A 12,792-nucleotide genomic window follows, 5' to 3' on the forward strand; every position below is an offset into this window, starting at 1 on the left:
CTCTGACGGCTACACCGCGTTCTACACCACGGAAATCAAACTGACCGTGGATTTGTCTGAAAGCGCGTTGGGTATTGATGGGCAAGACATCAACAAAAAGACATTAATGAATGCCAGCTTCCGCAAAGTGGTGCGCAAAGCCATTCTTCAAGAAATCCCTGTTGATGGCCGCAAGAACAAACGTGCGCTGTATTCGTTTCTATCGAACGGTGCAGAATACGATTTGCGGGACAGGGTGATTGCGGACCCATCCTTGATTGGGCAGAAGCTCGAGTATTGGGCGCAAGCGGGTGATAACTTCAACCAATACAACAAGGGCAACATCAAAGCCAGCACTCCTGAAGATGGTCGTCAGTTCAAGAACCAGCAAATTGAGTGGTATGACGAATTGAAGCGTGAAGGCAATGTGCGCACTGTCTTTAACAAGAACTTCTTCACCAATGGCGATAGCCGAGATGCAGAGCTTGCCGGCATTTGGGGCGCAACCGTTGGCTCGTTCTACACCTTGTTGGTCACGTTAGCCTTGAGCTTTCCAATTGGTATATCTGCAGCAATTTACCTAGAAGAGTTTGCGCCACGCAACCGTGCCACCGAACTGATTGAAATCAACATCAATAACCTGGCAGCGGTTCCTTCGATTGTGTTTGGTTTGCTCGGCTTGGCTGTGTTCTTGAATGTGGCGGATTTACCTCGTTCCGCGCCTGTAGTGGGTGGTTTGGTACTGACCTTGATGACACTGCCAACCATCATTATTTCAAGCCGTGCCGCGATCAAAGCTGTGCCGCCATCCGTGCGTGATGCTGCATTGGGTGTCGGCGCATCAAAAATGCAAATGGTCATGCACCACGTATTGCCTTTGGCAATGCCGGGCATGCTAACTGGCACCATCATCGGGATGGCACAAGCCTTGGGTGAAACCGCGCCGCTGCTGATGATTGGTATGGTTGCATTTATCGTAGAAGTGCCTTCTGGCCCACTCGATGCGGCCACGGCGTTACCTGTACAAATTTATCTCTGGGCAGAAAACCCAGAAAAAGGTTTTGTTGAGAATACATCGGGCGCAATTATGGTGCTGCTGGCGTTCTTGGCATTTATGAACGCATGTGCCGTTATCATGCGTAAGCGCTTAGAGCGCAGATGGTAGGAGTATGGAAATGACAACCACGACCACAACTGCAATGACACATGTCGGTGAATTCCCGCAGAAAAAGAAAATGGAAGCGGCTGAGCACACTGCAGCCCCGAAAGAGACCTGTGGTGTCCCGTTTGTAGACGCACCAAGAATGACGGCTAGAAACGTCAGCGTGAGCTACGAAGCGGGCGCAAAATCAGCCATTCGTAACATCAATCTCGATATTGGTGAGAAACAAGTGCTTGCCATGATTGGCCCGTCAGGCTGTGGTAAATCCACGTTTCTTCGTTGTTTAAATCGCATGAACGATACGGTTCCTGGCTGTGAAGTGAAAGGCGAGATTTTGTTGGACGGCCATAATATCTATGCCAAAGAGCAAGAAATCGTTGAGTTGCGTTCACAAGTCGGCATGGTATTCCAACGTCCAAACCCATTCCCGAAATCCATCTATGACAATGTGGCTTATGGCCCGCGTATTCATGGTTTGGTTGACAGCAAAGACGAGCTAGACGGCGTGATCGAAGAATCACTGCGCCGTGCAGGTTTGTGGGATGAAGTAGCGTCACGTTTGGATCAGCCTGCGACAGGTTTGTCGGGTGGCCAGCAACAGCGCCTTTGTATTGCGCGAAGCATCGCGATTGCACCGGAAGTGATTCTGATGGATGAGCCGTGTTCAGCACTTGACCCAATCGCAACGGGTATCATCGAAGATTTGATTGAAGAACTGAAAGAGAACTTCAGCATCGTGATGGTCACGCACTCCATGTCACAAGCTAAGCGTGTCTCAGACCGCACCGCCTACTTTCACTTGGGCGACTTAGTAGAGTTGAATACCACCGAAAACGTATTCAACAACCCAGAGCATAAATTAACACGTGATTACATCAGTGGGCGTTTCGGTTAGTTTGTTGTTTTTAAGTGAGAAATAACATGAAAGGCGGACATGGAGTCCGCCTTTTGATTCGTATTAAGTGATGTTACTTACCCATGTTTAGCCCGCGTATTCAAACACAGTTTTACCATCTTTGATGGTTTCTAACACCTTGATGTCTTTGATTTCCAATGGCTCAACATTCAAAGGGTTTTGTGCTAAAACGACCAAGTCTGCTCGTTTTCCCACTTCGATAGTGCCTTTTTCTATTTCTTCAAAGTTTTGGTATGCCGCGGTTTTAGTGACGGCTTCCAGTGCTTGGTAAGGGGTGATTTTGTGGTGTTCACCTAGCGTTTCGCCAGAACGCGTAACACGGTTAACGGCGGTCCACATGTTTAGCATTTGGTCTGGGAAGGCAACGGGAGCATCCATGTGAATGGTGTATGTTAGCCCAAACTCCTCAGCCCATCCCATCGGGGAGATGTTTGATGCGCGCCATGGGCCTAAAACAGAGTCGCGATGGTAATCACCCCAAAAGAAGGTGTGAGCTGGGAAGTAAGACGCCATCATTCCGGCATCACGCATGCGTTTGATTTGGTCGAGACGCATCGTTTGAGCATGAATCGTTGTAGTGCGGTGATCTCGCTCCCCGTACTTTGCGTTGGCTTTTTCTACTGCATTTAACAGTAAATCGGCAGCGGCATCACCATTCGCGTGACTGATCAATTGTGCGTTGTGTTGAAAAGCCAAATCTACGTAGTGATCCATTTCATCTTGGTTCAAGACAGGATAGCCGTGATAGTGATAAGAGTGGCTGTGCGGCACTTCAAAGTACGGCGTAGATAGGAAAGCGGTCTTTCCTTGAGGAGAGCCATCACCCGTGACTTTCATCCCCGCCAGTTTCAGGCCGTTGTTGTACTCACCAAGCTTCATGTTCTCCAAGATGGTTTCGAAATCTACCCATTTGGCATACGCCAATACATCAATTTTTAGTGCGCCAGTATCGGCCATGGATTTGATAAGCCCTAGTGTGGAAGCCGTTGCTAAACCTTCTTGTGCGGTTGTCACACCATAACTGGCAAAGAGATCTTGAGCCTTCTGAAAATTGGCAAGGGCCTCTTCTTGGCTGCCAACCGTCAAATGTGGAAAAAGCGCATAAGTCGCGGATTCTTCAATCAAGCCAGTCAACTCACCGTTGCTATCTTTGTGGATAATGCCGCCGCTCGGGTTCTCTGATGCTGTGGTGTAACCAATTTGTGTCATGCCTGCCGTGTTACACACGCCTAAGTGACCAGAGACGTGCATCATACAAACGCTGAAATCGCCGGTAACCTTATCCATTTCTTGTATATTTGGGTGACGCTTTTCAGCGAGAACAGAGTCGTCATAACCGAATGCAATGTGAAGAATGTCTTTATTTAATCCTGGCTGCGAAAAATGGCGTTGAAGTTCGTTTTGAATGTCACCAACACTGTCACTTGTTCCCATTGGAGAAGGGTAAACAAACAGCGAGTTTGCTAAGGGAATGTAATTCGCAAAGTGACCATGAGCGTCGATAAAACCTGGCGTGACAGTTTTGCCTTCAAGATCGCGCACTTCAGTGTTTTTGCCTTTCTGTTTGAGCACGTCTTTCGTGCTGCCAACCGCGACGATTTTACCGTCTTTGATGGCGATAGCTTGAGCGCGATCTTGTTCACTTGTTACCGTGACAATGTCGCCGTTTTTCAGAATAAGATCTGGTGCAGCGAATGCCATCGACGAGGAGAGCGCTAAAGCGATCAAAGAAAGCGGGAAAATTTTCATATCGACCTCTGCCATAAGTTTTTTTAAGTAGGATTTTGAACTCACAGTTATTTTTAACTGAAATTCATTTACGACAAAGTCAGTTTTGTTAGGGTATTACTAACAAGAGGTGCAACGGATAGGAACAAAATGCATACCTTAGAGCAACTCGCCACCTTCATTGCTGTATACGAGCAAGGCTCTTACAGTGCCGCTGCAAAACTGCTGGGAAAATCGCGGACCACGGTGCGTGAACATGTGATGGCGTTTGAAGATGGTGTGGGTTACGACCTGTTCATCATTGATGGCCGAAAAGCCATTCCTACAGAGAAAGCCAGTAAACTCTATTTTCAAGCTAAGGTGGTGGATAAACAAAACCGCGAGCTCCATTACTTCAGCCAATCACTTTTCGACAGTGATGTTCATTCACTTACGGTTGTGCATGATGTCTTTGCCCCTTTGAATTTAATGGTCAGTATTGAAAAGAGGGTGAAAGAACACTATCCCAACATGGTGATTAACTGGCTGCACAGAACGCGTCAGGAAGCCTTGGTCATGCTGAAAGAGGGCCAAGCGGATTTTGCATTAATGCCCAACAGAGACATGGCCTTTGCTGAAACGGAGGTGACATGGAAAACGCTGGGTCATTTACATTTGAAATGCTATGCGGCGAAAGATTCCCCACTGTCTGCCATGGAGGCGGTGACTATTCACCATCTGCAAAGTGAAACTCAATATATTAGTGAAAACTTTCTGGCGCTTAACGTCGGCTTCGCCAAGATTTCACCTCGGTTTCATGTGGTAAGTAACCATGATTTGCTTTGCGAGATGATTAAGCAACAGGGGTGGGCGGCAATGCCAGAAGATTACATGCAACCCTATTTGAAGAGCGGTGAGTTGGTCGAGTTGAAGCTTAAAGAGCTACCAAAAAGTAAAATGATTGGGCTGAATGTGTTTTTCGCCATTGGAAAAGATAACCAAAAGGTATTTGCTGACACCATTGATTGGTTTGTCGAAGAAGGCCACATGTTGGGTTAAAAAAGGGGCAAGCCGGAAGGAGAGAACACTTTGGGTATATTGACGCAATCGGAGAAGCATCAATATACCCATGGCTTGCCCAAAGGTGTGAAGCGCGTTTTGGAGATAGAAGCTGCTTAATTAAAAACGAATATTCGTTCTTAGCCCAAACAGCAGGGCTTTATCTTCTGTTGATACCATGGATTCCACGTACTGAAGATCCGCTGTGAAGGTCAACCAAGGCGTTGCTTGATAGGCATAGTAGGCTTCAACGCCTTGTTCATTTCTCATGCGGGCATCAATAGGCAAATCTGCTATATCAAGAATGCTATTGACGGTGTTTTTTAAATCGTTTGAGAGCGTGAGGTGGTAGTAACCGATGCCCCAGTTGTCTTGCGGGCGATCGAAGAACAACGCCTGACCACCGAATCCCCCAGCAAACGTTGCATCTAAAATGTTTGGATTGCCGTCTGCCAGTGAGCCTCGTAGATAGATTCCCCACGCCTCTTGAGGGTTCCCTTCATTCTCTGCAACGTTATGCGTGAACTGTAACCGCGCGTTGTACTTGTATTTGGCGGTTTCTGGTGGAACGTCCCAGTCCATCCCTTCTTCTGTGCTATAGGTATAAGCGCCGCCTAATGTCGTCATACGTCCCGCCCACTGCGTCATATATGTGGCAGAGAGGGCGATATTGACACCATCATCAAATGCGTCATCCAGTCGGACTTTCTCGGTATAGCGATCTTTCGGGTCATATATCATGCCGGTAAAGCGCCAAGGCCCCTCTGCGTGATTGACCATAGCCCCGAGAAAAGCGGGGGGAGTTACGCCGCTTGGCGGCGCAGCAAAGGCAACATTCATAAATCCGTGGCGAGTTGCACCACCATAAAATGGTGCATGACGTAGTAGCTCAAACGCATCGACTTGGCCGACTACTGCATTGGTGGATGGCGTGAAGCGGTGCACGTAATACAAGCTAGAAATATATGCACTTTCACCATCTTCATACCCATAAAACCCTGTGTTGGGCAAAGATAGGCTGTTGATGCCAAGATCATTCGCCTGGCCGTCTCGGTAAATCAATTGCGAATGAAAGCTGCCGCCATGCCAAAGTCCAAGCTTTTCCGTGTCTGCGCCAATGAGTAAGTCGAATCGGTGTGAAGTGTTGCTTGGATTGCCATCCACGCCCGAACGCGCAGATTGATATGTATTGGTGTATTCACCTTGAAAGGTAAGGCCAAACTCTTGAATTGTAGAGCGTGCTCCCGCCCAGTCGCCAGTGAGTGACTCTTGTGTTAGTACGTTAGTTGCTGCGAGTGCGGCTGGAGCAGCTAACATGACAGCAATTGAGATGATTTTTAGTGTTGTTTTCATTATCAGTATGCTTCTTGTTGTTTGCCGGTTTTATGCGGCTTGTCCCTGAGTGAAAGATCGAGCTTGAGCCAGATGACAAAGTTGGAGCTGATGCTGGCAGCGCATGGATGCTGAAATCGCATCAGATGCTTCGGGTAACGTGAGATACCCCCGCTTGAATGCATCAACAACTGTGGCGACATTGCCGAACTCCAGTTCTTGCCAGCTACTGATCAGCCCCTTGTGTTTTAAGTAGAGATAAAACTTCTGGGTGTCGCTGTGTTCTGCGTGTTCGTTGGCTTGCAACAAACGCCCTATTTGTATTTTTGCTTTCTCAATGCTGCGCGCTAAAGCGTGGTAGCGTTCCAGATTGACGGATACCGCCATTCGAGAAAAACACACCTGTAGCGATTGCAATTTGTCGTCTACGTTTTCATCGTTAGCGATGGTGATTTCCAACGCATTGAGTGTTTCTAAAATCGCGCTTCTCTCCGTCGGTAGAATCGCGATGGTGTCATCCTTGACGAATGTTGTTACTTCCTTGCATCGCACCAGCAGCAATTGGCGTGCGTCGTGTATGCAGCTAAACATTGTCGTCACCTTTGTGATTCAGGCAGGACAAATACTAGGGATCAGAAGCTAAAAAGAACTAAAATCACGAAAAATCGACGACAAGATAACTTGTTGTAAATAATGGATTTTCATGTGGTTTCATTGGTTATCTCATAGGTTTCAAACCACCTTGGGAGCTTGGCGTTAAGTGTCAGGGATCATTTTCAGATAGGGCATCGATTGCTGCTGGGGCAGGGGTATGTTTTGGGTGCAAGTGCAAGTGCAAGTGCAAGTGCAAGTGCAAGTGCAAGTGCAAGTGCAAGTGCAAGTGCAAGTGAAGATACAGACGGTGTCGAGCCGATGACAGGCTGAACAAGAGAACCTTTGTTCATGGCGATATGAGAATGAGTAGTACGAATGGGAGGGGGGTAAGAAACAAAAGCCTACAGCGAGAAACTGCAGGCCAAATTGAAAAGAGAGAAAAGTATTACAGGGTGGAATCGATAATCTTTGCTTCAGGGATTGGGTGTACCCTGACAATGCCCATGTAAGGAACTTCCATAATGGCCTCGGTATGAGATATTGAAATGATATTTCGCTGCCCTTGATACATGTCATGAAGCAAATCATCGAGATAGGGGCGGAACGTCGCCAAATCAAAGTGTTCAGAATGCTCAGTGATCGTAGCTGTGCGCTTATCTACCTCTAACTTTAAACGGTCGCCACCGCTTACTTGCATGTGCGCATCAAATTGCAGCGTCACGAAACCCATTAATCCCTCAGAATCAAACAGCTTCATTCTCACCGCAATGGTGGCCTCGCCTCTTTCTTTTATTGCTGTTTCAATGTCAGATTCAACGACACGAAGTCCCCAATGGTGACTGAGAAAACCAAACTGGTTCGGATAGCCCCGATGCTTGAGATACCACACCTTGTTTTCAGCCATCGTTTCAGGATGATTCACAGACGAATGATGATGGTTAATGCCCCAAGCCCCAATTGCGGCAACCAACAAAAGCAAGGTAACTATTTGGTGGAAGATAGATGGTCGGCGGAATACAGATGGTCGGTGGGAGACAGATGGCATAGCAGTACCTTCTTGTTGGTGTCAGCCCAGGTCAGGCTTGGCAGTCTTTGAGTGGGTGTTATCGCTGAAACTTCAATATGTTTTAAACGGTTTGACGTTCGCGCATCGGAAAGCAACGAATCACACGCGGTATAGTTCAGCGCATCTTGTCCCAATGTTCCCTTTATCACCATCGGTTGCCACTCTGTGGGGGCGCTTCTTGTTGGCAGCCAACTATCAAATATGCCGTGCTGAAACATGGAAGAAATGCTGATAAACAGGCTCACAGCACACACAATATTGAGCGTATACAGTGAGAGAGAACCACGATGTTTACCGCACCATTGAAAGGCTTTGGCCTGAGTCGACCGGTGTTTTTGTAGTGTTGATTTAAGCTGTTTTTCATCAAGCTGCGTGACGTCCGCAATCAAGGCATAGCCTTTCATGACCTGAGTTTGAATAAAGCGCGGGGTGTCTGCTGAGTCTCCCAGCAACTTACGCAGATTTTTTACTGACGTGGCAACACTGGATTTTGCGCGCTTGCCGTCCCAGACCGAATTGAGAATTTGGTCAACGGAGATATCAATGCCCGGATTGGCAACGAATAGGTGCAGCAACTTCCATTCATTGGATTTAAGTTGCTGAGTGTTTTTTTGATGAACATGCGCAATCTTCCCTGATGCGTTATCAAAAACAATGTCCCGGTTAATCAGGTAATAGGTCATATTTGAACGCTATGAATGCCAGTAAAACTGAAATGACGCGAAGGGCGCTATTTCGGTGAGAGGATAAAATCGTAGAGGTTATTAACGCCTTGCTGATGCAAAATATCAGTCTCATGAAAGAGGGATTCAACCGCCTGATTGTGGTGTTGAAGCGAAGTAAAGACCAACAGCAGCACTAGGCTGACAGCTGCGGTTAGGATGATTGTTGCCAACATATATTTGTTCATAAGCCACCCCCCTAATCTTTAGTACCAAGGTATCAGGCGGCGTTTATTCGCACCAATCAGTTATGTTAGGGAAAACCCATCAAAGTGAGGAGGGTGATGCTTCATAGTGAAGGAGGGTGTTTTCCAATGTGGCAATTTTTTCCAATAAACGCGCTTTCTTGATATCCAAAGGGATAGGTTTTCTTCCTCGTTGGTGTTCATTGGCAGGTTTATCGCATGTGTTAGCCAGTCTACCCAACTCGCGTCTGGCCTTGGTGAGTTCTCTTTGCAGCCGTTGCTTCTTTGTCAGGGTGGGTCTTCCCGCCCGTTGCTTCTTGATTGTGACAGTGTGAGTTTGCCAAACCTTCTGCGGCGACACGGTTTTGTGTTGTGATGCTTTCCAAAGCACACAAAGCGCAAAATATGCGTCGATCATAGCTTGTTCTGCACGAACAAATTGCACGGGTAACGGTATGGCAGGGCGCCCCGTGCGAGTTTGATGCTCAGGTGGGTAGACCAGTGACATTCGGTGGTGAATAACAAATAACATGGCTTGTCTAATGGTGCTTCTCATACCTTGAAGCCAATGTTTGTTGGGTTTGGACTCAGCATCAAGTTGTGTCATCAGCGTATTCGCGACCTGCTTTAGGCATTGAGTTTGAGTGGGAATTTCCGCATTGGTTAGCTGCGTAAAGTCGCCATTAAAGTCGCGAATAAATGATGGTATTTGCTCTGTGAAGCCTTGGGTTGAAAGGTAGAGGTCATAAAAATCAGAAAGCTGCCCGAGCAATGTCTGAACGTGTTGTACCTGTGCGGTAAGAGCAGTTGATAGGCGACGGTTTCGCTGTACCCCAAGCAGCAGATTTTCTGCATCTGCCCAGAGTCGGAACTCTTCGCTGACAGCAAATAGCGTTTGACTGAGCTGTGCTCGCTGGTGGTTATCAATAGAAGGGTGGATCGTCGCGATTGATTGTATGACTTGCTGATAGAGGGTGTTTTTTTGTTCAAACAGGCGAGCGACCAAGCGTTCTTGGCGAATGATTGGGCATTCTGTTGGGCGTCCTCTTGGCATCAACCTTATCTCTTCTGTGTGTGCATTTAGTCGAGTGGGAGAATATGGGTAGCTGAATAGCCACCGCTGGCCTGCTGTGTAATTTCCATATAAATGCGTTGCTCGTGACGAAGCGTGATCGGGGCGTCACAATGGATGGTCGACAGATCAAAAAGGACGTCGACTCCCATGCCATCGGGTACTGCGAAACCAAATCCTTTCTCTGTGTTAAACCATTTAATACTGCCTTTTAGGCATAGTGTTGGCTTCGATTTCATGGTTTTACGCCTCCTCGTGACACGATATCACTTTACCTAAATTCCACGTCAATGCGTCAATTAATATGTAATAAATTAAATCGATATTTTTCCGGCGGCACAACACAAAACTGGATCAAGATCACATCAAAAGCTGATCTGGAACAAGATTGTTACCCCTGCTCTCTACTGCGTATTTTTCAATGTCGGTAAAAAGTCCCCGAACCGTCCTGTTGGGTATGCCCAGACAGGTTGATTATTTATCGGCGGGCTTTAACCATGAAAAAAATAACTTATATTCCAATGACTTTACTCAGCGTGATTATTAGCGCGGGTACGGTGGCAAAACCTGTTTCGCTTGAAACCCTGTATCACGACACTCTTAACAACAATCCCCAGCTTTCTTATTCATGGTTGGACACTGAGCGTGTTGCCAAACAAAAAGATCAAGCGAGTGCGTTATATCAGCCTCAAATAGATGCCTCCCTTTCTTATGGCGCATTACGTAACGATTGGACCACGCTAACAGAAACCGATGGACAGGGTGCAGAGGCCAAGTTGTCCATTGGTCAAAACTTGTTTAATCAGGAACTGAACGACGCTAACAAGCTTGCAGATCATCAGGTCGCTTTGTCATTGGTGACGCATCAGGTAGCAGTCGAAGGGCTGACGTTGCAGGTTGCCAATCGCTATTTTTCTACTTTGCGCACGCAGGAAATATTGAAGCAGACAGAAGCGACATTTAATGCGATTGCTGAACACCTTAAACAAACAAAGCACCGTTTTAATAACGGCTTAATTGCCGAGAACGACGTGAAAGAAACGCAAGCACAGTACGACTTGGCGCAGGCCGCAGTGATCTTTGCGCAAAACGATGTTGAGAAGGCATTGGATGATCTTTACGCCTTGTCGGGCAAGTCATACTCCGGCGTGCAGTCTTTTGATCTTTCTGCAGTGGAAGCCAATACACCAACGCCTGAAGGGTTTTCCTCATGGGAAGAAAAAGCCCAGACCCATAGCCCGCAAATGCGTATTCAGCAGCAAGTGATCACTCTTTCAAAAGCACAGATTTCACTCGCTGAAGCTGGACATTTTCCCACTCTGGGTTTGCTCGCGGAATATCGATACGCCTTTGGTGCCAAATCTCGCATCAAACCTATGGTTGGTGAAGCAGGCGCATGGGGCGATTTAGACAACAATGCCACCGCCTTTGCGGGAGTTGCGATGACGTTGCCGATTTATCGCGGCGGTGCGACAAACTCCAAGGTGGAGCAGGCCAAAGTGCAATATCAGCAAGCACTGGAATTGCGTGAGCAAACTTGGCGTGACCTGACCCGTGATGTTCGAAGCACTGAGAAGAATCTGCACGCGTTATCAAGCGCCAATCGTGCTTATCAGCAAGCGGTGATTTCGGCAGAAGCCGCACTGGCTGCCACAGAGCAAGGCTTTGACATTGGTAGCCGCACCATTGTCGATGTCCTCAATGCCACCCACCAACTTTTTGCCGCCAGACAGCAGCAGTCGGAAGCAGAAATCAATTATCTGCTGGCAGCGCTCAACCTCAAATTTCTCGGTGGTGAACTCACTGAGCGCGACATCACAGCCATTAATCGCCTTTCCCTACGAGGCGATGAGTGAAGGTGTTTTTGAACCTTCAAAACAAAATTCGTGACGACATAACCAGAAAGAGAACTGACATGAAAAAAGTATCGTTATCAATCGTGGCTTCAGCACTATTGCTTGCAGGATGCAGTGCAGAAAAAGAGACGGTTGGATCTGCTGCTCCGGCAGCAACAGCCGTCACTGTGGTCGAGGCCGTGGAGACAAATCACGCGCCAGTGAACTTCTATGTTGGCCGTATCCAAGCGATGGAATCTGCGCAATTAACACCGAGAACCACCGGCTATCTGTTGAGTAAGAATTTTGAAGATGGCGCTTTGGTTGATAAAGGCAGTGTGCTTTTTGATATCGACCCTACCTCTTATCAAGCAGCTTTAGACGCCGCGAAAGCCACCTTGGTTGAAGCAACATCGGCGCTTAATCTGTCAAAGCTAAACCATACGCGCAACAAAAACATGCTGTCGACGGGCGGCCTTTCCCAAGCTCAATTTGACCTGAGTCTCGCTGAATTGACGATGGCGAAATCACGCGTTGAATCTGCGAAAGCAAACGTCACGGTTCAGCAAGATAATCTAGAACAAACCAAGGTGCGCGCGCCGTATTCGGGTCGTATAGGTAAAAGCAATTTCTCTATCGGCGATATGGTTGGGCCCAGCTTTGGTGCGCTGACAGACATCATTCAAGTGTCTCCGATTGAGGCGAGTTTCTCGGTGAACGAGAACAAATTGGCGCACTACAAGTTTGAGAAAAACAGCCAAACCCCTTTCATCCTAGAGATTGATGGTCAAACAACCGGACATGTGGGTTCGCTGTCATTTGTTGACAATAAAGTGAATGCGACGAGCGGGACGATAGCGATTGCGGCGCAGTTTGATAACGATGCTGGAGCGCTTATTCCGAACCAGTTTGTTCGAGTGGGTGTGACGGCGGGTGAACTTCAAGGTCAGATTATCCCTCACAAGGCCATTCATCAGGATGTCGATAGTCACTACGTGATGATGATTGTAGACGGTGTTGCCACGCGTAAAGACGTTGAGGTTGCCTCCCGCATTGGGCAAGACGTATTTGTGACAGGAGGGATCGAATCTGGTGATTCGGTGATTGTTGGTGGACTCCAGCGCATTCGTGCGGGAGCCCCTGTTGTGGCAGCGGAGTAACTC

13 protein-coding genes are annotated in these 12,792 nt (G+C 47.6%); 5 read left to right on the forward strand and 8 right to left on the reverse strand.

The genetic code is table 11. From position 1 onward, the window contains the following. On the forward strand, nucleotides 1-1,144 hold a 1,144-nt coding region (pstA, locus tag L4D06_RS23070; RefSeq protein ID WP_429741644.1), incomplete at its 5' end, for a phosphate ABC transporter permease PstA. Nucleotides 1,145-1,283: 139 nt separating this feature from the next. Then, nucleotides 1,284-2,036 carry a phosphate ABC transporter ATP-binding protein PstB gene (gene pstB / locus L4D06_RS23075; protein ID WP_274163883.1) on the forward strand — a complete coding sequence of 251 codons (753 nt, stop codon included), beginning with the start codon at nucleotides 1,284-1,286 and terminating at the stop codon, nucleotides 2,034-2,036. A gap of 87 nt (nucleotides 2,037-2,123) precedes the next feature. Here pstB and L4D06_RS23080 read toward each other — a convergent pair whose 3' ends face one another. Continuing rightward, nucleotides 2,124-3,806 carry an amidohydrolase gene (locus L4D06_RS23080; protein WP_429741646.1) on the reverse strand — a complete coding sequence of 561 codons (1,683 nt, stop codon included), beginning with the start codon at nucleotides 3,804-3,806 and terminating at the stop codon, nucleotides 2,124-2,126. 129 nt (nucleotides 3,807-3,935) lie between these two features. Between L4D06_RS23080 and L4D06_RS23085 the strand changes: the two genes are divergently transcribed. Continuing rightward, complete coding sequence (locus L4D06_RS23085) at nucleotides 3,936-4,823, forward strand: LysR family transcriptional regulator (protein WP_429741648.1); 888 nt, start codon at nucleotides 3,936-3,938, stop codon at nucleotides 4,821-4,823. Between the two features lie 120 nt (nucleotides 4,824-4,943). Here the strand turns inward: L4D06_RS23085 and L4D06_RS23090 are convergent, their stop codons facing one another. The 7 genes from L4D06_RS23090 to L4D06_RS23120 all read right to left on the reverse strand — a co-directional run bounded on the left by L4D06_RS23090 (nucleotide 4,944) and on the right by L4D06_RS23120 (nucleotide 10,033). Further along, entirely contained in the window at nucleotides 4,944-6,176 is a 1,233-nt protein-coding gene (locus L4D06_RS23090) for a carbohydrate porin (RefSeq protein ID WP_429741650.1), read from the reverse strand. Nucleotides 6,177-6,206: 30 nt separating this feature from the next. After that, complete coding sequence (locus L4D06_RS23095; RefSeq protein ID WP_429741652.1) at nucleotides 6,207-6,746, reverse strand: hypothetical protein; 540 nt, start codon at nucleotides 6,744-6,746, stop codon at nucleotides 6,207-6,209. Between the two features lie 448 nt (nucleotides 6,747-7,194). Continuing rightward, nucleotides 7,195-7,794, reverse strand: a complete 600-nt coding sequence (locus L4D06_RS23100) for a hypothetical protein (protein WP_429741654.1) — start codon at nucleotides 7,792-7,794, stop codon at nucleotides 7,195-7,197. Continuing rightward, a complete protein-coding gene (locus L4D06_RS23105) occupies nucleotides 7,734-8,498 on the reverse strand; it encodes a winged helix-turn-helix domain-containing protein (protein WP_429741656.1) in 765 nt (254 codons plus the stop codon). Before L4D06_RS23105 ends, L4D06_RS23100 begins: the two co-directional genes overlap by 61 nt. A 47-nt stretch (nucleotides 8,499-8,545) precedes the next feature. Then, complete coding sequence (locus L4D06_RS23110) at nucleotides 8,546-8,725, reverse strand: hypothetical protein (protein ID WP_429741658.1); 180 nt, start codon at nucleotides 8,723-8,725, stop codon at nucleotides 8,546-8,548. A 79-nt stretch (nucleotides 8,726-8,804) separates the two neighbouring features. After that, on the reverse strand, nucleotides 8,805-9,776 hold the full coding sequence (locus L4D06_RS23115; protein ID WP_429741660.1) for a hypothetical protein: 972 nt from the start codon (nucleotides 9,774-9,776) through the stop codon (nucleotides 8,805-8,807). A 26-nt stretch (nucleotides 9,777-9,802) separates the two neighbouring features. Further along, nucleotides 9,803-10,033: a cold shock domain-containing protein gene (locus L4D06_RS23120; protein ID WP_429741662.1), complete on the reverse strand. Its 231-nt coding sequence runs from the start codon at nucleotides 10,031-10,033 to the stop codon at nucleotides 9,803-9,805. 258 nt (nucleotides 10,034-10,291) lie between these two features. Here L4D06_RS23120 and L4D06_RS23125 point away from each other — a divergent pair, with 258 nt between their 5' ends. Both L4D06_RS23125 and L4D06_RS23130 read left to right on the forward strand, forming a co-directional pair. After that, a complete protein-coding gene (locus L4D06_RS23125) occupies nucleotides 10,292-11,650 on the forward strand; it encodes a TolC family outer membrane protein (RefSeq protein WP_429741664.1) in 1,359 nt (452 codons plus the stop codon). Nucleotides 11,651-11,709: 59 nt separating this feature from the next. Next, the gene (locus L4D06_RS23130; RefSeq protein ID WP_429741666.1) at nucleotides 11,710-12,789 is read left to right on the forward strand and encodes an efflux RND transporter periplasmic adaptor subunit; all 1,080 of its coding nucleotides are present in this window, start codon (nucleotides 11,710-11,712) and stop codon (nucleotides 12,787-12,789) included. The last annotated feature ends 3 nt before the right edge of the window (nucleotides 12,790-12,792 follow it).

It is taken from the genome of Enterovibrio makurazakiensis (assembly GCF_050336585.1).
In the GTDB taxonomy this organism is placed as follows: domain Bacteria; phylum Pseudomonadota; class Gammaproteobacteria; order Enterobacterales; family Vibrionaceae; genus Enterovibrio; species Enterovibrio gelatinilyticus.

Coding starts and splice junctions, on each gene's coding strand:
- pstB (WP_274163883.1), top strand. CDS start 1,284: ATGACGGCTAGAAACGTCAGCGTGAGCTACGAAGCGGGCGCAAAATCA.
- L4D06_RS23080 (WP_429741646.1), bottom strand. CDS start 3,806: ATGAAAATTTTCCCGCTTTCTTTGATCGCTTTAGCGCTCTCCTCGTCG.
- L4D06_RS23085 (WP_429741648.1), top strand. CDS start 3,936: ATGCATACCTTAGAGCAACTCGCCACCTTCATTGCTGTATACGAGCAA.
- L4D06_RS23090 (WP_429741650.1), bottom strand. CDS start 6,176: ATGAAAACAACACTAAAAATCATCTCAATTGCTGTCATGTTAGCTGCT.
- L4D06_RS23095 (WP_429741652.1), bottom strand. CDS start 6,746: ATGTTTAGCTGCATACACGACGCACGCCAATTGCTGCTGGTGCGATGC.
- L4D06_RS23100 (WP_429741654.1), bottom strand. CDS start 7,794: ATGCCATCTGTCTCCCACCGACCATCTGTATTCCGCCGACCATCTATC.
- L4D06_RS23105 (WP_429741656.1), bottom strand. CDS start 8,498: ATGACCTATTACCTGATTAACCGGGACATTGTTTTTGATAACGCATCA.
- L4D06_RS23110 (WP_429741658.1), bottom strand. CDS start 8,725: ATGAACAAATATATGTTGGCAACAATCATCCTAACCGCAGCTGTCAGC.
- L4D06_RS23115 (WP_429741660.1), bottom strand. CDS start 9,776: ATGCCAAGAGGACGCCCAACAGAATGCCCAATCATTCGCCAAGAACGC.
- L4D06_RS23120 (WP_429741662.1), bottom strand. CDS start 10,033: ATGAAATCGAAGCCAACACTATGCCTAAAAGGCAGTATTAAATGGTTT.
- L4D06_RS23125 (WP_429741664.1), top strand. CDS start 10,292: ATGAAAAAAATAACTTATATTCCAATGACTTTACTCAGCGTGATTATT.
- L4D06_RS23130 (WP_429741666.1), top strand. CDS start 11,710: ATGAAAAAAGTATCGTTATCAATCGTGGCTTCAGCACTATTGCTTGCA.